Source organism: Pseudomonas sp. 13159349, from assembly GCF_013305685.1.
Classification (GTDB): domain Bacteria; phylum Pseudomonadota; class Gammaproteobacteria; order Pseudomonadales; family Pseudomonadaceae; genus Aquipseudomonas; species Aquipseudomonas asiatica.
Genome location: NZ_CP045553.1, coordinates 451799 through 470328, shown reverse-complemented (window position 1 = coordinate 470328; position 18530 = coordinate 451799). Strand labels below are relative to the sequence as shown.

General features: G+C 64.6%; 15 protein-coding genes. 8 read left to right on the top strand and 7 right to left on the bottom strand.

The window, feature by feature from the left end:
• Window positions 1–93 precede the first annotated feature (93 nt).
• The 8 genes from GEV38_RS02085 (at window position 94) to GEV38_RS02050 (ending at window position 11456) form a co-directional block, all read left to right on the top strand.
• Window positions 94–2031, top strand: coding sequence for a putative nucleotidyltransferase substrate binding domain-containing protein (locus GEV38_RS02085; protein ID WP_054573684.1), 1938 nt, complete (start codon window positions 94–96; stop codon window positions 2029–2031).
• Window positions 2028–2738: a PolC-type DNA polymerase III gene (locus tag GEV38_RS02080; RefSeq protein ID WP_015268688.1), complete on the top strand. Its 711-nt coding sequence runs from the start codon at window positions 2028–2030 to the stop codon at window positions 2736–2738. The genes GEV38_RS02085 and GEV38_RS02080 overlap by 4 nt, the downstream gene beginning before the upstream one ends.
• Before the next feature lie 281 nt (window positions 2739–3019).
• Window positions 3020–3538 carry an RNA polymerase sigma factor gene (locus GEV38_RS02075; protein WP_015268687.1) on the top strand — a complete coding sequence of 173 codons (519 nt, stop codon included), beginning with the start codon at window positions 3020–3022 and terminating at the stop codon, window positions 3536–3538.
• On the top strand, window positions 3535–4491 hold the full coding sequence (locus tag GEV38_RS02070; protein WP_015268686.1) for a FecR domain-containing protein: 957 nt from the start codon (window positions 3535–3537) through the stop codon (window positions 4489–4491). The genes GEV38_RS02075 and GEV38_RS02070 overlap by 4 nt, the downstream gene beginning before the upstream one ends.
• Before the next feature lie 219 nt (window positions 4492–4710).
• Complete coding sequence (locus tag GEV38_RS02065) at window positions 4711–7146, top strand: TonB-dependent siderophore receptor (protein WP_054573683.1); 2436 nt, start codon at window positions 4711–4713, stop codon at window positions 7144–7146.
• A 129-nt stretch (window positions 7147–7275) separates the two neighbouring features.
• On the top strand, window positions 7276–8388 hold the full coding sequence (locus tag GEV38_RS02060) for a PepSY domain-containing protein (protein ID WP_015268684.1): 1113 nt from the start codon (window positions 7276–7278) through the stop codon (window positions 8386–8388).
• On the top strand, window positions 8385–8570 hold the full coding sequence (locus GEV38_RS02055) for a hypothetical protein (protein ID WP_054573682.1): 186 nt from the start codon (window positions 8385–8387) through the stop codon (window positions 8568–8570). Before GEV38_RS02060 ends, GEV38_RS02055 begins: the two co-directional genes overlap by 4 nt.
• 66 nt (window positions 8571–8636) lie before the next feature.
• Window positions 8637–11456: a dermonecrotic toxin domain-containing protein gene (locus GEV38_RS02050; RefSeq protein ID WP_054573681.1), complete on the top strand. Its 2820-nt coding sequence runs from the start codon at window positions 8637–8639 to the stop codon at window positions 11454–11456.
• Here GEV38_RS02050 and GEV38_RS02045 read toward each other — a convergent pair.
• The 7 genes from GEV38_RS02045 to waaF are packed head-to-tail and all read right to left on the bottom strand — an operon-like array spanning window position 11417 to window position 18377.
• Window positions 11417–12859: a lipopolysaccharide kinase InaA family protein gene (locus GEV38_RS02045; protein WP_013970541.1), complete on the bottom strand. Its 1443-nt coding sequence runs from the start codon at window positions 12857–12859 to the stop codon at window positions 11417–11419. The genes GEV38_RS02050 and GEV38_RS02045 overlap by 40 nt on opposite strands.
• Window positions 12859–13611 (bottom strand): lipopolysaccharide kinase InaA family protein, encoded by a 753-nt coding sequence (locus tag GEV38_RS02040; protein ID WP_015268682.1) that lies wholly within the window; start codon window positions 13609–13611, stop codon window positions 12859–12861. Before GEV38_RS02040 ends, GEV38_RS02045 begins: the two co-directional genes overlap by 1 nt.
• Entirely contained in the window at window positions 13608–14342 is a 735-nt protein-coding gene (locus GEV38_RS02035) for a lipopolysaccharide kinase InaA family protein (RefSeq protein WP_015268681.1), read from the bottom strand. The genes GEV38_RS02040 and GEV38_RS02035 overlap by 4 nt, the downstream gene beginning before the upstream one ends.
• Window positions 14342–15148 carry a lipopolysaccharide core heptose(I) kinase RfaP gene (gene rfaP, locus GEV38_RS02030; RefSeq protein WP_013970539.1) on the bottom strand — a complete coding sequence of 269 codons (807 nt, stop codon included), beginning with the start codon at window positions 15146–15148 and terminating at the stop codon, window positions 14342–14344. The genes GEV38_RS02035 and rfaP overlap by 1 nt, the downstream gene beginning before the upstream one ends.
• Window positions 15145–16269, bottom strand: a complete 1125-nt coding sequence (locus GEV38_RS02025) for a glycosyltransferase family 4 protein (RefSeq protein WP_015268680.1) — start codon at window positions 16267–16269, stop codon at window positions 15145–15147. Before GEV38_RS02025 ends, rfaP begins: the two co-directional genes overlap by 4 nt.
• A complete protein-coding gene (gene waaC / locus GEV38_RS02020; RefSeq protein WP_015268679.1) occupies window positions 16269–17327 on the bottom strand; it encodes a lipopolysaccharide heptosyltransferase I in 1059 nt (352 codons plus the stop codon). The genes GEV38_RS02025 and waaC overlap by 1 nt, the downstream gene beginning before the upstream one ends.
• Window positions 17328–18377 carry a lipopolysaccharide heptosyltransferase II gene (gene waaF / locus GEV38_RS02015; RefSeq protein WP_013970536.1) on the bottom strand — a complete coding sequence of 350 codons (1050 nt, stop codon included), beginning with the start codon at window positions 18375–18377 and terminating at the stop codon, window positions 17328–17330.
• Between the last annotated feature and the right edge of the window lie 153 nt (window positions 18378–18530).

Genomic DNA, 18530 nt, shown 5'->3' with positions numbered 1-18530 from the left:
TCCCGCCGCAAGCCGACCATGGAGGCAGAGAACAACATGGCCGGCACCTATATATATAGATATATAGTTCGGCATAGCGATACGGTCAGTTTCATGAGCAAAAAGGACGCCTACACCCAGGCGGGCAGGACAGCAGTGCTGCAGAACATCCAGGGCACCCTGCAGTTCCTGCAGCGTTTTCCGCCGTTCAACCAGATGGAACACAGCCACCTGGCCTACCTGGTCGAACAGTGCCAGCTGCGCTTCTATGCCAGCGGCGAAAGCATCGTCAAACCTGCCGATGGGCCGGTCGAGCACTTCTACATCGTCAAGCAGGGCCGCGTGGTCGGCGAACGCCAGCATCTGGTCAAACCTGGTGTGGAGACTACCTTCGAGATCACCAGCGGCGAATGCTTCCCGCTGGCTGCCCTGCTCGGCGAGCGGGCGACCCGCACCGAGCATCTGGCAGGTGAGGACACCTTCTGCCTGCAGTTGAACAAGGCCGCGTTCATCCGCGTGTTCTCGATGTCGGAAGTGTTTCGGGATTTTGCCCTGCGCGGGGTCAGCAGCCTGCTCGACCAGGTCAACCAGCAGGTACGCCAGCGCGCGGTGGAAACCCTCGGCACCCAGTATTCGCTGAACACGCCGCTGGGTGAACTGGCCATGCGCCATCCGGTGGTGTGCAGCCCCGAAACGCCTCTGCGAGACGCCGTGCGACTGATGCACGAGCAGCAGGTCGGCAGTATCGTAGTGGTCGACCAGCAGCGTTACCCCACCGGTATCTTCACACTGCGCGACTTGCGCCAGGTGGTGGCTGCGGCCGATGCCGACCTGGGTGCACCCATCGCGCGCCACATGACCGCCCAGCCGTTCTACCTCAGCCCCCAGGCCAGCGCCTTCGACGCAGCCATGGCGATGACCGAGCGGCACATCGCCCACGTATGCCTGGTGGAAAACCAGCGCCTGTGCGGTGTGGTTTCGGAGCGCGACCTGTTCTCCCTGCAACGGGTCGACCTGGTGCACCTGGCACGCACCATCCGCCATGCGCCACGCCTGGATACCCTGGTCTCGCTGCGCGGCGAAATCAGCCAGCTGGTCGAGCGAATGCTGGCCCATGGCGCATCCTCCACGCAGATTACCCAGATCATCACCCTGCTCAACGACCACACCGTGTGCCGGGTGATCGAACTGGCGCTGGCCGAGCGCGGTGACCCGGGCGTGCCGTTCAGCTGGCTGTGCTTTGGCAGCGAGGGGCGACAAGAACAAACCCTGCACACTGACCAGGACAACGGCATCCTCTTCGAAGCCGCCGACAGCATCGAAGCAGACGCCATCCGCGCACGCCTGCTGCCGCTGGCGCAATACATAAACCAGTGCCTGGCCCAGTGCGGCTTCACCCTGTGCAAGGGCAACGTCATGGCCGGCAACCCCGAGCTGTGCCTGTCGCGCATTGAATGGGCGCGGCGTTTTGCCAGTTTTGTCCGTGAAGCCAGCCCGGAGAACCTGCTGAGCTCGAGCATCTATTTCGACCTGCGTGTGGTGTGGGGCGACGAGCAAGGTTGCGAGCAACTGCGCCAGGGCCTGCTGGAGCAGGTGGCCGACAACCGCATCTTCCAGCGCATGATGGCTGACAACGCCCTGCGCCAGCGCCCGCCGGTGGGCCGCCTGCGCGAGTTCGTGCTGACCCGCCAGGGTAACGACAAGGCCGCCACCCTCGACCTCAAGGTCCAGGGCCTGACGCCCTTCGTCGATGGTGCGCGGCTGCTGGCCCTGGCCAACGGCATCGGTGCCTGCAATACCTTGGAGCGCCTGCGCCAGCTCGTGGCCAAGGGCGTGATCGAGGCACTGGATGGCGCAGCGTATGAAGAGGCCTACCACTTCATCCAGCAAACCCGCATGCAGCAGCACCAGCGCCAGACCCGCGACAACCTGCCCTATTCCAACCGCCTGGACCCGGACAGCCTCAACCACCTGGACCGGCGCATCCTGCGCGAGTCCCTGCGCCAGGCCCAGCGCCTGCAAAGCAGCCTGGCCTTGCGGTACCAGCTATGAGCCTGTTCGCCTGGCTGCGCCCCAGCGCGCCGGAACTGGACCACGCCACGCGCCAGCGCCTGGCCCGGCTGCCCAAGTCAGCGCCATTGGGGGTGTGTACCCTGCGCGAGCAGCGCTGGGTGGTGCTTGACCTGGAGACCAGCGGCCTGAACACCAACCGTGACCAGGTGTTATCGGTTGGTGCCGTCGCCATCGAAGACGGCGCCATCGACTTTGCCCAGCAATTCGAACGCACCTTGCACCGGCCTTTGCAGAAGACCAACGCCAGCGTGCTGATCCACGGCCTGGGCCCGAGTGCCCTGGCTGCCGGTTGCGACCCGGCCGAGGCCTTGCTCGATCTGCTCGACTTCATTGGCAACAGCCCGGTGTTGGCATTCCATGCGCCGTTCGACCAGCGCATGCTCGCCCGCGCGCTGAAGGAAAGCCTGGGCTATCGCTTGCAGTCACCTTTCCTGGATGTTGCCGAGCTGGCGCCGATGCTCAACCCCGACACAGTGCTGCGCGAGGCCGGGCTGGATGACTGGGTGGCGCGGTTTGGCCTGCAGGTAGAGGAGCGCCATCACGCCAGCGCCGATGCGCTGGTTACCGCCGAACTGGCGCTGATCCTGTTCAGCCAGGCCCGGCGCCAGCAGCTGGACAGCCCGCTGCAGCTGGAGCAGCGCTTGCGCGGGTGGCGCAGGCGCAAGGTGCACAACCACGGCCTGTAACATTCCGCCAGCACGGGTGAAGATCTTGTAGGAGCGGCCTTGTGTCGCGAAAGGGGCGCGCAGCGGCCCCACATTTTCAGCTTCGCCGCAGATATGGCCGGGGCTGCTATGCAGCCCTTTCGCGACGCAAGGCCGCTCCTACAACGACCGAGTTGCTGAACGGCCACCTGCCTTTTCCATGATGGCCATCCGATAAGCGTCCATTGCACCCACCCCCTCCCCTCTGCAACAATCGCGAATAATTATCGTTAGTTAATGCATTCGTTCCGGGGGGACGCTGCTTGTCTTCTGCACAGAGCCCACACGCCGATCTGGTCGGTGCGCTGTACCGCGACCATCGCGGCTGGCTGCTCGCCTGGCTGCAACGCAGCATGGCCTGCCGCCAACGTGCCGAAGACCTGAGCCAGGACACCTTCGTGCGCCTGCTCGGCCGTGCGCAACTGGATACGCCCCGCGAACCCCGCGCGTTCCTGGCCGCCGTGGCCAAGGGCCTGATGTTCGACCACTTCCGCCGCGCCGCGCTAGAACAAGCCTACCTGGCTGAACTGGCCCTGATGCCGGAAGCCGAACAACCTTCCCCGGAAGTGCAACACCTGATCCTCGAGGACCTCAAGGCCATCGACCGCCTGCTAGGCAAGCTGTCGAGCAAGGCCCGCGCAGCATTCCTGCACAATCGCCTGGACGGTATGAGCCATGCCGAAATCGCCGAGCGCATGGGGGTTTCGGTTTCGCGGGTGCGCCAGTACATCGCCCAGGGCATGCGCCAGTGCTACGTGGCCCTGTACGGGGAGCCGACGTGAGCAGTTCACCGGTTTCGTCCCGGGTGCTGGAAGCCGCCATTGCCTGGAAGCTCAGCCTCGACAACGGCAGCGGCACACCTGACGAGCGCAGCGAATTCATGCGCTGGCATGCCGCCAGCGAGGAGCATGCCCGCGCCTGGCACCAACTCGGTGCCATGGACCAGCGCGTGAGCGCCGCTGCCGGCCCGGCACGCCAGGCCCTGCTGCAATCGCGCGCCGGGCTGCGCCGACGTATCGGCAAGGTCGGCGGCGGGCTGGCCGGCATGTTTCTGCTGAGCTCGCTGCTGGCCTGGGTCGGCGCACCATCGCTGGCACCGAGCTACTGGCTGGCCGACCAGCGTACCGCCACCGGCGAACTGCGTACCCTGCGCCTGGAAGACGGCACCTTGTTGAGCCTGAACAGCCACACGGCCGTGGATATCGACTACGCCGGCAAGCAACGGGTGATCGTGCTGCACCAAGGCGAGATTTCGGTCGAAACCGGCCATCAGGACCCGCGCCCGCTGCTGGTGCGCACCGACGATGGCCGCCTGCGCCCGTTGGGCACGCGCTTCCTGGTGCGCCGCGAGGACGACGGCACGCGCCTGGAAGTGCTGCAAGCTTCGGTCGCCGCCATGCCGCTGAACAGCGGCGACGAACAGGTGCTGCGCGAAGGCCAGCAGGTTCTGATGAACGCCAACGGCCTTGGCCGGATCGGCACGGTGCCAGCCGGTGCCGACGCCTGGACCCGCGGCATGCTGGTGGTGGACAACGTGCGCCTGGCTGACCTGCTGGCCACGCTTGGCCAGTACCGCAGCGGTTACCTTGGGGTAGACGACCAGGTCGCCGACCTGCGGGTGACCGGCAGCTTCCCGCTGAACGATACCGACCTGGCGCTGTCGTCGCTGGTGCCGGCACTGCCGGTGAAGGTCGAGCGGCATACCCAGTGGTGGGTGACCGTCGGTCCCAAGTAGGCCTGCACTGGCCTCTTCGCGGGTAAACCCGCTCCCACAGGATTGCACCAGCCTCAAAGCCCCCGCGATCCCTGTGGGAGCGGGTTTACCCGCGAAAGGGCCGGTACAGGCAAAAGCCAACTTCAAATAATTCTCAATTTTTTTCAGATTCGCCCTGTCACTTTTCAAATCTCGCTCGGCAAGGAAGCAGAAAGCACTTATCCGTCGAGGAGCCTCTGCATGTCCCGTGCTGTTGATCGTATCCTGCGCCCCAGCCTGATGGCCCTGGCCATCGCCGTGACCGCACCATTGGCCAGCCCTGCCCTGTTCGCCGCCGAGCAATCCGCTCAGCGCGCCTACGACCTGCCCAGCGCCCCGCTGGCCACCACTCTCAACCAGATCGCCAGCCAGGCCGGCATCACCCTGGCCATCGACCCGGCACTGGTCAGCGGTCGCACCTCGGCCCCGGTGAGCGGGCAGTACGATGGCCTTGGTGCCCTGCAGGCCGCCCTGCGCGGCACCGGCCTGCAACTGCAGCAAAGCAGCGTGGGCAGCTACAGCCTGGTGGCTACGCCGGAAGGGACACTGGCGTTGCCGGAGACTGCGATCAATGCGACTTCCAGCTATGAAAGCGCCTGGGGACCGGTAGAGGGTTACACCGCTACCCGGACAGCAGCAGGCACCAAGACCGACACCGCCATCGCCGAACTTCCCCGCTCGGTAAGCGTGATCACCCGCCAGCAGATGGAAGACCGGCCGGTGCTCAGCCTGAACGACGCCCTTCGCTACACCGCTGGCGTGCAGAGCAGCGGCTATGGATCCGACTCGCGCAGCGACTGGTTGCTGGTACGGGGTTTTGTGCCTACCCAGTTCCTCGATGGCCTGCCATTGCCCAAGGGCAACTACGCCACCCCCAAGATCGAGCCCTGGAACCTGGAGCGCATCGCCGTACTGCGTGGCCCGGCCTCTTCGGTCTACGGCCAGACTCCACCAGGCGGCCTGCTTGACATGACCAGCCGTCGGCCGCAATTGGAAAGCAGCCACGAAGTCGAAGCCCAGGTTGGCAGCAACAACCACAAGCAGATCAACTTCGACAGCACCGGCAAGCTCGACGATGCAGGCCAGTTCCTGTACCGAGTGAGCGGCACCGTGCGTGACAGCGGTTCGCCGGTCGATCACATCCCGGACAAGCGCTACAACATCGCGCCCAGTCTGACCTGGAACATCAACGACGACACCAAGCTGACTTTCATCAGCCAGTACACCCGCGATGACACCGGCATCACCGGCCAGTTCCTGCCACTGCAGGGCACCAAACTGGATAGCCCCGCAGGCAAGATTTCGCACCACAAGAACCTGGGCGACCCGGATTGGGAGTCCTACGACCGCACCTACTACCACCTGGGCTATGCGTTCGAAACACGCCTGAACGACACCTGGCAGTTCCGTCAGAACCTGCGCTACGCGCGTAACGAACTGGACTTCAAGGGCATTACCGCCGGTGGTTCGATCTGGCCAGCCGGCCCGGACGAAGCTGTCAGCGCCGATGGCACCGTGCAACGCACCGCCGGTATCGTCGAGGAGGACATCTCACAGTTCGCCCTGGACAACAACTTCCAGGCCGACTTCCAGACCGGGCAGGTTGCCCATACCCTGCTGCTGGGGCTAGACCACCAGCGCTCGGACAGTAATGCCCGCTGGCGCTGGGGCTCGGCGGGTGTGCCACCGAGCAATATCCACAACCCCATCTACGGTCAGGATTTCTCGAACGTTCAGTACTTCGACATGTACGACTACGACCAGAAAACCCAGCAGACCGGCCTGTATATCCAGGACCAGATGGCGTTGGACAACTGGCGCCTTACCCTTGGTGGCCGTGAGGACTGGGTGCACACCGGCACCACCTTCCACAACCAAGGCGACGCAACCAACACCCAACGCGACAAGAAGTTCAGTGGTAACGCAGCTCTCAGCTATGTATTCGATAACGGCCTGACTCCTTACATCTCCTATGCCGAGTCGTTCCAGGCTGCCACCGGTTCCACCGTCAACAGCACCGATACCTTCAAACCGACCGAAGGCAAGCAATACGAACTGGGCATCAAGTACCAGCCTCCAGGCAGCAATAGCCTGTTCACCGCTGCTGTGTTCGACCTGACACAGGAGAACATGTCGGTGACCGAGGGTGGTGTCACCCGCCAGGTAGGCGAAGTGCGTGTCAAAGGCCTGGAGCTGGAGGCTACCTCGGATGTGACCGAGAACCTCAAACTGGTGGGTTCGTACACCTACAACGACAGCGAAATCATCAAAGGCACCAGTGACGAGAAAGGCAAGCGCATGGCGCAGGTGCCGCGCAACCAGGCTACTGCCTGGGCTGACTACACCTGGCACAGCGGACCACTGGATGGGTTCGGGGTCGGCGTTGGCGTGCGCTACGTGGGCGATACCTACGGTAATACCACTAATACCGATTGGGGCCATGTGGGGTCATACACCGTCTACGACGCATCGGTGCACTACGACCTGGGCCGCCTGAACAGCACCCTCAAGGGGGTGACCGTAGCCGTGGATGCGAAGAACCTGTTCAACAAGGACTACTTGTCTACCTGTGACGGGTACTACTGCTACTACGGCGACGAGCGCAACGTGGTGGCCAGTGTCAATTACAAGTTCTGAGTGAGCCGGGCCATTCGCCGCACAAGGCTGCCCCTACAACGGCCAACGCGGTCCCTGTAGGAGCAGCCTTGCGCTGCGAAAGGGCTGCGCAGCAGCCCCAGCTTCCAACAGGCAAAAATCGGTACCGTGATGAAAAGCCCAACCATCCGCCGCTGGTCGGTGATCCACACCTGGAGCAGCCTGGTCTGCACCCTGTTCCTGCTATTGCTGGCAGTCACCGGCCTGCCGCTGATCTTCAACCACGAACTCGAACACCTGCTGGGCGATGCCCCTGAACTGCGGGAAATGCCGGCCAATACCCCACACCTGGACCTGCAGCAGTTGGTGATCAAGGCCGAGCAGCACCGCCCCGGCGAGGTCATGCAGTACTTCGGCTACGACGAGGACGAAGCCAACGGCGTAGTGGCCATCACCGCCGCCACCGCCGGCACCGAACCCAATTCGTCGCACACCTTCATGCTCGACGCACGCACCGGTGAAGCCGTGGCCATGCCGGCCGCCAACGGCGGCTTCATGATGACCATGCTGCGCCTGCACGTTGACATGTTCGCCGGCCTGCCCGGCAAGCTGCTGCTCGCCTTCATGGGCGTGCTGTTCGTCGTGGCGATCATCTCCGGCACCGTGCTCTATGCACCGTTCATGCGCCGTCTGGACTTCGGCACGGTGCGCCACGGCAAATCCCGTCGCCTGCGCTGGCTCGACCTGCACAACCTGATCGGCGTGGTCACCTTGGCCTGGGCACTGACGGTAGGCGTGACCGGTGTCATCAGCGCGCTGTCGGACCTGGTCATCGCCGCCTGGCGCAACGACAGCCTGGCCGCCATGGTTGCCCCATACCGTGATGCCCCACCGCTCACCGAGCGCGCCCCGGCCACCCACCTGCTGACCATCGCCGAACAGGCCGCCCCCGGCATGCGCCCGGACTTCATCGCCTTCCCCGGCACCCGCTTTTCCAGTGAGCACCACTATGCGGTGTTCATGAAGGGCGCCACGCACCTGACCTCGCACTTGCTCACGCCCGTGCTGATCGATGCGCGAACACTGGCGGTGACCGCCGTCGGCGAACGCCCCTGGTACATGGATGCCATGGGCCTGTCGCAACCACTGCACTTCGGCGACTACGGCGGCCGGCCAATGCAAATCCTGTGGGCGCTACTCGATGTGCTGACCATCATCGTCCTCGGCAGCGGCTTGTACCTGTGGTGGGGCAAACAACGCACGAAGCGGGAGGCGCGGGCATGAGCCACAAGTCACAGCCGACCTGGCGCATCTTCATCTGGCCGATGGTCGTGGCCTTGCTCACTGCCGTGGGGCTGTTTGCCGCCTTGCTGGGGGACGGGGTCTGGGACAGCCTGGCCTGGCTCGGCCTGGGGGTGTCGACGGCTCTCGGCCTGCAAGGTTTCTACCCTCGTCCACGGCAGTAACCGGATAATACCCGCACCCTCTTTTGCCGCGACATGGTTGGCTGCCATTTTCCAAGGAGCCATACCATGACACCTTTGCAGCGCCTCGAAGCGCTCGATCAACAACTCATCGCCCTTGAGCAAGGCAAACCCGAACTGGCGAGCGAAACGGAACCGGCCGCCCTGCGCCAGCGTTTTTTTGGTGACCTGGCAGCGTTCTGGAACGACCCTGTCGAAACAGGCCACAGCCGCGTCCGGCAACTGCGCGAACTGCGTCATGAGCAACTTCTGGCCGAACTGGAACTGCGCCTCGCCGACCAGACCCTGGACTACAGCCACATTAGCCTGCTGCGCACCTCACTGGAGCTGCCGCTACCCTGGCAGCGCAACCACCTGCCAGACACCCACCGGGCCCAGGTTTATCGGCCGGTATTCAACCGTTCAAGCCCCCATGGCCGGTTGCCGTTACCCGGCGTGCTGGTATTGGTGGCAGACGCACCGGAAGGGGCCGTTGCCGAGCCTGCAACAGCCACAGGCCAGGCACTGCTGTGCAGCGTTTCTCATGGCGTTGAAGGCTTCGCCAACCTGGCTGAACTGCATAGGGAGCTGTGCGAGCGCCTGGACGACCCCATGCAAAGCCGGCCAATGCTGCAACTGCTCCCCCGCCTGCAGGACCAGCAACTGGTCCGGTGTGCCGACCGGCTGCGCTACGAGTGGTTTACCGGCGACCTGGTCGAACAACAGGCCACTGACGTGATCGACGCGCAGCATCAACGGCTTACCATCGCCTGGCATGCCGCCTGGGTGCTTGACCAGAACCCGGATCTACCGGCACTGAAAAGCACCCTGTCCAAACAGCAGTCACTGACCGATCTCATGGGCAGCCAATATGCGTTGTCCACCCGTTATGCGCTGCTGCTGGAAAAACACCTGCCCGCCTGGCTGCGCCAGAGCTCCACGCAAAGCCTGACGCACATCATGCAAACGATCCAGGAGCTCGCCGGGGCCATCACACAGGCCGCTGCACCCGGCCTTTTGACCCTTGAGGCGTTCGGCAGTCGCCACCACCTGCTGGCATGGGTGCGCGAACGCCTCGGCAAGGCGCTGCGGCGCGAATTCTCCATCGAATTGCCTGCCGAAAAAATCTGCATAACCGTCACGCTTGCACACCGCACCGGCCCGCTGATCAACCCGCTGGCACCTTCGGGTTACGTGGCCGTTGCCAACCGTCGCCATGTCGGTGACACCATCGAGCTGGTAACCACCACCTACCGCCTGGACGAGCTGGCCCTGTTGAACATCGGCTGGTTCGACGTCGATTACTGGCTGACTGCCCGAATACACCACGAAGACGGCTCCACGCTGGAATCAATATCCGCGGAAGGGGTAAAGCGCCTGGTGCGTGAGCTAGACGCCGGCAGTGGCTACATCCGCTACCTGCGAACCCACCTGCTGGAGTCTCCAGGTGCGCGCTGGCGCATGCAATGCCACGGCAACATGAACCGCGCCCGCATGCGCGCCGAGGCGGCCAAGGCCCGCTATGCCAGGCACTTTCTGAACGATACCCACGAGCGGGGCTATCGCTGGGTCAAAGCCGTCACCGACCACCCCGACAACAATTGGCGCCCTACCATCGACGAGCATCGTATCGCGGTGCGCCAACTGATCATCGACGGGCACACGCTGCAAGGGGTACTGCTGCTCAATGCCGAGAGCGACAACCAGCCGTCGCTGGTGCTGTATACGCCGGACGCTCCCGACCGGCGCGCATGGCGTGAATACCCCGATACCCGGGCGCTGCTCAGAACCCTTCGCAGCACGCCGTCCTTGCGAAAGTACCTGATCCAGCGCGCGCCTCTGGCTGATGGCAAGCGGCTCGACAAGTTGGTGCGCAAAGGCCGCCTCGGGCCATATGTGCAAAGACCAATGATCAACGGCAACCTCTTCGATGCCCTTTACAAGGCCCAGGTCCACGCCATGATCGCCGAGGCCGATACCAACAGCCGCAGCAACCGCGAGCTGCTCGGCGAGTACGGGCTGTCGACGCTGCGCCTGGTTCTCGACATGATCAGCCTCGTGCTACCGGCCCCGACAATGTCAGCCCTGGCCTTCGGCCGTATGTCGATTTCGCTGTGGGACGGCTTCGAAGCCCTGGAAAAAGAGGATTATGCAGCGACCTTCCACCACGCCATGGCTGCTTTGAGCCACAGCGCCGACGGGTTGTCCAGTTTCGCTGGTTCGCCCCTCATGCGCCGGGCGATGCGCGGCCTGCCGCCGCAACCTCCGCGCCCACTGCCGAATACCCACGAAGCGGCCGTGGATGTGAGCAAGCTGCGCTACCGGATCGACGGCGTTCATGGCGAGGAAGTGTACGAACAGATCAACAGCGTGCCAGGCCCGGACCGGTACTTCGTCAAGGACAGCCAGGGGAGGTTGTACAACGTCCACTTCGACGGCTATCGGTGGCGGGTACTCGACCCCAGGCAGCCGGATGCCTATGCGCAACTGCCGATCAAACGGCTGCGCAACGGCAATTGGGTGGTCGATTCCATCGTGCTTTGGCATGACGGGTTACCTGACATAGCCCACCTGTTGGAAGAGGTACGCCTGCAACAACCATTAGCGGGCGAACCGGTGGCAGGGGACGCCGACCTGCACGACGCTGGGGGGCAACTCTATCTGCAGTTGGGTAACCATCAGTTGCCGGTTCGACGGCACCTGCTTGCCGGGCAATACCATTTGCTGCTGCCCGAGAAGGCACTGGGCGCAGTCCACGCCTGGGCAGTATTGCGCCAACAGGGCGGCCAATGGCGCATTCGCGTGCGCCAGCCAGGCCGCAGCAGCGACTGGCTGGCACTACCGGCGGATTACTCGGCCAGCTTGGGCAGCAGCCGGTCCAGCCGCTGATGCAAGGCACTGCCACTCGGCCAGTTGCGCAGCAGCCGCGCTCGATCACGGGCGTAGGCCGGGGCGAAGCTGAGCTGGGTGGCGTGCTGGCACATGGCGTCGAGGTCGATCAGCGACCATTGGCCGTTGTGCCAGAACAGGTTGTGGCCCTTGAAGTCACCATGGCTGATACGCTCGCGAATCAGCTGCTGCATCACATGCACCAGGGCATCCACCTGCTCCTCGGGCGCATCGCCGTTATCCACGTAGGGCGCGAAGCATTCGGCCAGATCTGGGCCATCGATATACTCGGTGACCAGGTAGGCACGGCTTCGCAGCCCCATCACCCGTTGCTCCAGCACCGCGAGTGGACGCGGCGTGGCAATGTCGAGGAACTCCAGGCGATGGCCTTCGATCCAGGAATGCCAGGCCCGGCTCGGGCGCCAGAAGCGCTTGAACCAGTGCGCGGTGTTTTTGATGTTGTAGCGCTTGAGCACCAGCGTGCGGCCGCCAACCTCGATGCGCGCCACACTGGCCGCACCACCGGTCTTGTACAGGTGACCCTGGTCGATCAACGCATCGGCCTGCTCCAGTACCGGCAGCATGGCTTCGACCTCGTCGCGGCGGATTGCCCGCAAGCCCGAAAGGCTGCGCTCGACACTGAACAGGCTGCATTCACGACCAGCCTTTTCCAGGTAATCCTTCTGGCGCCAGCTGCGCACCTTGTCTACCTGCTTCTGCAGGGCTTCCAGCGGCAGCGCATGCTCGGCGTTGGCCAGCAGATAGTGCACCAGCAATTCTTCGATGAAAGGCTCCAGGCGCTTGGGGAGCTGAGCGAAGAACACCCCCAGGTTTTCCAGCACACGCGGGCGTGACAGCTGCTGGCCAGGCGTTTCGGCCTTGATGCCGGCGCCGTCGATCAGGTACAGCTTGCCGCCGTGGCGCAGCAGGTTGTCCAGGTGCAGGTCTTCCTGCCACAGGCCCCGGGCGTGCATGTGCGCCACTGCGGTGAGCGCCTCGCCCAGCACCAGGTGCTGCTCGTCGGCCAGTACCGGCAAGCTCTCCACTGCCGCCCAGGCATCGGCCAGGCTCTCGGCGCCGTCGAGGAATTCGAACAGCAGCCAGCCGCCCTCGCCTTCCTTGAGGCCGTCAGCCAGCAGCTTCGGCGTGGTCAGGCCCTGCTCGGCCAGCAGTTTCACGCCTTGCAATTCGCGCTGGAAATGCCGTGCAGCGTTACCACCGACCAGCAGCTTGGCCAGCACCGGGGTACCGCGCCACACGCCGGCACCCACATAGCGCTGGCCCGGCAGCACGCGCAGCAGGCTGAGCAATTGCAGGTCGGCCGTGCCGGCGGCATCGGCCAGGGTGATGCTCAGGGGCAACGAGGGGCTGCGCCCGGCCTCTTTCAATTCAGACAAACGCATCAGCGGGCCTCTTTTTCACGACGGCGTTGCGTCAGGCGTTGCAGCCAGGTATCGACCAGCGTGCCATCGGCAGGCTGCGCCAGGTAGCTGGCCAGCAAGGTACGTACATCGCGCTCGCCCCAGACCGGTGCGCGGCGCAGCAACGGCTCCAGGTCCTTGAGGCGGTCACGCATGCCGAACAGCAGGGGTCGGGTCTTCTCCAGGTCGATCAGTTGCGCGTCCCAGCCTTCGCGGCGCTGACGCAGGAAGATGTGCTTGGGGTAGAAGCAACCATGCACCTGGCCGGCACGGTGCAGGGTGCGCGCCAGCTGGCCGCAGGCCTGCAGGACACCATTGCGTTCGGCATCGCTCAGTTGTGGCCACCGGGCCAACAAGCTGTCGAGGTCGGCCCATTCGTCCAGAGCACGAGTCATCAGGATCGCCCGGTGCGTGCCGCCTTTCTTGCGCTCGCCGTAGAACACCGCCTGCAAGGCCGGAATCTGCAGTTTCTGGTAACGGCTGATGTTGCGGAATTCGCGGGCGAAGGTCGGCTCGCCGAATGGCCGGTGCAGGGTACGGGTCAGGTAGTCGCTCTGGCGCTTGAGGTAGTAGCCCTTGCCCTCGAGTTCCAGGCGGTACACGCTGCTCCAGCCACCGCGGCCGGTGTTCGGTTCGTCCACGGCATCCAGTTGCAGCGCCCACAGCGCCTCGAAGTCGTCCAGGCCATGGCGCTTGAGCAGCGCGAGGTCCGCGCTGGCCAGGTAATCGGTCATTCCCTTCCCTCGAAAAAGCTCACCACCTGGCGAATGCGCTTCTTGTCACGCACATTCAGCCGATCGCGGCCACGATATTGCAGGTAGAAACGCAGGCGCTGGGTCGCCGACAGATGGTATTTGGCCACTTTGTCCAGGCATGCAAGGTCCTTGATCATCCGGTGCCGCCACATGAAGCCGCGCCAGAAATCGCCGGTGGGGCAGTCGATGAAGAATAGCGTGCCCTGGTCGTCGACCAGCAAGTTGCGCCATTTCAGGTCGTTATGGGCGAAGTGGTGCTGGTGCATGACCCGGGTGTGGCGCGCCAGCTGGCTGCTGACATGCCCGACCCAGGCGCGATCGGCCAGGCGTGCATCGTTGCGCTCGGCCAGCGCCGACAAGTCTTCGGTATGCGGCAGTTCGCGGGTGATCATGGCCCCCCGGCCAAAGGCCAGGCCATTGCGCTCCAGGCCCCAGGCCACCACTTCGGCAGTGGGGATGTCCCACTTGGCGAACTGCTTGAGGTTCTGCCATTCGGCCTTGATCCGCGGCCGGCCCAGGTAACGGCGCATGTGCTTGCCGGCCCCGGTGTAGCGCTTGACGTAATAATTGACCCCGTCACGCGTGATACGCACCACCTCACTGAGCGGGTCGCGGGTCAGGCGCTCGCCTTGCAGGGCAAATACAGCATCGAGGCTGCCGAAGTCCGCCGCCAGGTGTTCGTAGCCCGGCGCCAGTGTCCACCCCGCCATCAGAGTGCATCCCCATAGCGTTGCTTGCGATCGTAGAGTTTCTGCGCCTTGCGCTCCAGCCAGGCGAGCAGCGCGGCTTCATCCTTCAGGACTTGCCGCAGCGGGCGCTGGAAGTAACCGCGCAGGAAGCGCAGCTTGTCGCGCTGGGTCAGGCCGATGTCCAGCGCCGAGAAGTACAGCGCGGCCAGGTCCTTGTCGCGCCAGCGGCGGCTGATTTTCGCCCGGGTCTGCGCGCGGTGCAGGTCGATTACCGACAGTTTGAAGTCTTCCGCCGTCACCGGGCGGTCGGTGTGCAGCAGGAAGTGGCAGATGTAGCAGTCGCGGTGGTTGACCCCGGCGCGGTGCATGCCGCCGGTCATCTTCGCCACTTCGGCGATCAGCGCGCGCTTCAGGCGCGGCTCGGGCGGCTGCCTGACCCAGTCGATGCTGAAGTCTTCCAGGCTGATGGTCGGCGCCAGCTCTTCGGTGATGATGAACGAGTGCTGCGCGGCCGGGTTGCTGCCACGCTCGCCATAGGCGACGGCTGTCATGGTCGGCACGCCAACCTGGTGCAGGCGCTGTATGGCCTGCCATTCCTGGCCGGCGCCGAGTACCGGCAGCTTGGCGGTGAGCAGGTTCTTGAAGATCTCGCCCCAGCCGATGCCGCGGTGGATCTTGACGAAAAAGCCCTCGCCAGCGACTTCGGTGCGCAGCGTGCGGCGCCCTTCCAGTTCGCGATAGACCTCGCCTTGCAGCGCCTCCACGGCATCGAAGGCATCACGCCCGGCCCACAGGCGCTTGAACGGTTCGGCCAGTATCAGCTTCATGCGGACTCCTGCCCCAGGATCACGTCGGCGGCATGCTGCGGCATGCTGTACAGATCGGCGGTTTCAGCAAACGCCAGGCCGTTGCGCGACCAACTGGCGCGGGCCTGCTGGTCTTCGAGCATGCGCTGCAGGTAGCCATTGAGCTGTTCCTGCTCGAACGGCTCGTCCAGCACCAGGCCACTGTCGGCCTCAGCGATATAGTGGGCGTAGCCGCATACTTTGGAGACCAGCACCGGCAGGCCGGCCACCAGTGCCTCGAGCAGCACCGTGCCGGTGTTCTCGTTGTACGCCGGGTGGATCAGCAGGTCGGCGCCAAGCAGAAAGCGCGGGATGTCGCTGCGGCCCTTGAGGAACTGCACCTGCTCGCCCAGGCCCAAGGTAGCGCTTTGCAGCTGGAACACCTTGGGGTCATCCTGGCCGATCACCATCAGCCTGGTGCGTTTGCGCAGGGTCGACGGCAGTGCGGCCAGGGCCTTCAGGCTGCGGTCAACACCCTTGGTCTTGAAGCCCGAGCCAATCTGCACCAGCAGCAGGTCGTCATTGCCCAGGTTGAATTCCTTGCGGAACTCGGTGCGGATTTCGCCGGCATTGGCCGGCGCGCGGCGGTCCTGGGAAATGCCCGGCGGCAGCAGGTGGAAACGCTCCACCGGGGTGCCGTAGTGCTTGATGAACAGCGGCTGCTGCACTTCGGAAATCATCAGCACTTCGGTATGGGCGTCCTTGGCGAACACCGCGCGTTCGTATTCGGCAAAGTGCCGGTAACGACCCCAGCGGCGGTACAGGCCGCCACGCAGGGTCTGCGCCTTGTCCTCGAAGCAGCCGTCGGCGGCGTAGTACACATCCAGCCCAGGCATCTTGTTGAAGCCGATCAGGCGGTCGACCGGGCGCTTGGCCAGGTCGGCGGCCATCCAGGCGCTGAGCTTCTCGTTGCGGCGGTGGTTGAAAATCGCCTTCACCGGCGCCACCAGCACTTCGAAGCCCGGCGGAATGTCACCCTCCCAGATCAACGTGTACACACGGATCTGGTGGCCCCGCTTCTGGCATTCCAGGGCAATGCGCATGAAGTCGCGCTGCAGCCCGCCGAAGGGGAAATATTTGTAAAGCACGAAAGCCAGTTGCATCAACGGACATCCTCAGCCAGCAGCAACGCGCTCAAGCGGCTCGCCACATGCTCGGGATTCAGGCGAGTGAAGCACAATGGCCACTCGCGTTTCAGATCGAACCGGCGCAGGTCGTCGGCGCTCGGTTTGTAGGTGCACTTCTTCTGCAGGCAGGGCGCGCAGGGCCAGTCACTGGCCTGGTGAATCTGGGTCCGTCCGTAGGCGCCAGTCAGGCCCGGGTTGGTAGGGCCGAACAGCGAAATGGTGGGCACATCGAGTGCCGCCGCCAGGTGGCCGAGGCCGGTATCGACCGCCACGCAGGCTTTTGCCGCCGCCAACACGCGTGCGACGCCGGCAAGGTTCAATTTGGGGAGCACCTGGCAGTTGTTCAAGCCCTGGGCGATGCGCTCGGCCCGCGCCTTCTCGGCCGGGTTGCCCCACGGCAGGCGCACCTCCAGCTTGCGCCGGCCCATGCGCTCGGCCAGTTCGCGCCAGTAGGCTTCGGGCCAGTGCTTGGTCGCCCAGGTGGTGCCATGCAGGAACACCACATAGGGGGCGGCCGGCGGCAGTTGCAGGCGCTCGAGGTCCAGGCCGTAGTTGCCGATGCCTTCCGGCAGGTCGTAGGCCAGGGCCATGGCGAACAGCTGGCGCACCCGCTCCACCGCGTGCTGGCCGGTGGCAACCGACAGGCGCCGGTCATAGAAGCGGCTGGCCCAGCCTTCGCGGGCCGAATAGCGGTCCAGGCCGGCCACCGGAGCCTTCACGTAGCGGGTCAGCCAGGCCGATTTGACCAGGCCCTGGGCGTCGATCACCAGGTCGTACTTGCGCTCGCGTACACGTTGCTTGAACGCCTTCCACTCGCCGCTCTTGATGGTTTGCCAGAGGTTCTTGCGCCAGCGGCGAATGGCCACCGGGATCACCTGGTCGACCGCCGGGTGCCAGCTGGGGATTTCGGCGAAGCCTTCTTCCACCACCCAGTCGAAGCGGATGCCCGGGATGGCGTGGGCGGCATCGGTAAGCGCCGGCAAGGTGTGGATCACATCACCCAGCGACGAAGTCTTGATGATCAGTACCCGCACTTAGTCGACCTCGGCCACGGTATCGATCAGGTCCGGCCCGGTCAGGCTGTGCAGGGCAGCGATGACTTTGCCCGGTTCCAGCAGGCGCAGGCAGTTGTAGTGGCCGAAGCGGCAGGTGCGGTCGAAGCACGGGCTGCACTCGATGCCGGTGCGCACCACTTCCACGTGCTCGGCCAGCGGCGGGGTAAAGCCCGGCGAGGTCGAGCCGTACACCGCCACCAGCGGGCGGTTCAGCGCGGCGGCCACGTGCATCAGGCCCGAGTCGTTGGACACCACGGCATGGGCGCAGGACATCAGGTCGATGGCCTCGGCCAGCGAGGTTTCGCCGGCCAGGTTGGACGACTCTTCACGCAAGCCCGGGATCAGCCGATCGCGAATCTGCTCACCGACCGGGTGATCGTTCTTCGAGCCGAACAGCCACACCTGCCAGCCCTGGCGGATCATCGCATCGGCCACGGTGGCGTAGTGCTCGGCCGGCCAGCGCTTGGCCTCGCCGAACTCGGCACCGGGGCACAGCGCCAGCACCGGGCGGTCCAGCTCCAGGCCGAACTTGGCCAGGGCGGCGTCGCGGCTTTGCGCTTCGATCTGCAGGCTGGGGCGCGGGTACGGCTGCGGCAGCTCGGCGCCGGGTGCGTAAGCCAGGGCCATGAAGCGCTCGATCATCAGCGGGTAACGGGCCTTGTCCAGCTTGCGCACGTCGTTGAGCAGGCCGAAGCGCATTTCGCCGCGCCAGCCGGTGCGCTTGGGGATACCGGCAAAGAACGGCACCAGCGCCGACTTCAGCGAGTTGGGCAGCAGGATGGCCTGGTCGTACTGGCCGGCCAAGGACTTGCCGATGCGTCGCCGCGTGGCCAGTTCCAGTGCGCCGTGGCCGAGCGGGAAGCTCAGGGCCTGACGGACCTCGGGCATGCGTTCGAGGATCGGCCGGCTCCACTCGGGGGCCAGCACATCGATCACGCAGTCGGGATGCTGCTGTTTCAGGCACTGGAACAGGGTCTGCGCCATCACCATGTCGCCGACCCAGCTGGGGCCAATGATCAGTATTCTCATGCTTAGTCCAGAAACGCTCGGGGAGGCTACAGGCTGCGGTACAGCCTGGCCTCCCCTCTTTATATTCAGGCTATGTGGCGGACAGTGTACCACCGGTGGTGAGGCATGAGCCTTTGGGGCTGCTTTGCAGCCCATCGCGACACAAGGCCGCTC

Coding starts and splice junctions, on each gene's coding strand:
- GEV38_RS02085 (WP_054573684.1), top strand. CDS start 94: ATGAGCAAAAAGGACGCCTACACCCAGGCGGGCAGGACAGCAGTGCTG.
- GEV38_RS02080 (WP_015268688.1), top strand. CDS start 2,028: ATGAGCCTGTTCGCCTGGCTGCGCCCCAGCGCGCCGGAACTGGACCAC.
- GEV38_RS02065 (WP_054573683.1), top strand. CDS start 4,711: ATGTCCCGTGCTGTTGATCGTATCCTGCGCCCCAGCCTGATGGCCCTG.
- GEV38_RS02060 (WP_015268684.1), top strand. CDS start 7,276: ATGAAAAGCCCAACCATCCGCCGCTGGTCGGTGATCCACACCTGGAGC.
- GEV38_RS02055 (WP_054573682.1), top strand. CDS start 8,385: ATGAGCCACAAGTCACAGCCGACCTGGCGCATCTTCATCTGGCCGATG.
- GEV38_RS02050 (WP_054573681.1), top strand. CDS start 8,637: ATGACACCTTTGCAGCGCCTCGAAGCGCTCGATCAACAACTCATCGCC.
- GEV38_RS02045 (WP_013970541.1), bottom strand. CDS start 12,859: ATGCGTTTGTCTGAATTGAAAGAGGCCGGGCGCAGCCCCTCGTTGCCC.
- GEV38_RS02040 (WP_015268682.1), bottom strand. CDS start 13,611: ATGACCGATTACCTGGCCAGCGCGGACCTCGCGCTGCTCAAGCGCCAT.
- GEV38_RS02035 (WP_015268681.1), bottom strand. CDS start 14,342: ATGGCGGGGTGGACACTGGCGCCGGGCTACGAACACCTGGCGGCGGAC.
- rfaP (WP_013970539.1), bottom strand. CDS start 15,148: ATGAAGCTGATACTGGCCGAACCGTTCAAGCGCCTGTGGGCCGGGCGT.
- GEV38_RS02025 (WP_015268680.1), bottom strand. CDS start 16,269: ATGCAACTGGCTTTCGTGCTTTACAAATATTTCCCCTTCGGCGGGCTG.
- waaF (WP_013970536.1), bottom strand. CDS start 18,377: ATGAGAATACTGATCATTGGCCCCAGCTGGGTCGGCGACATGGTGATG.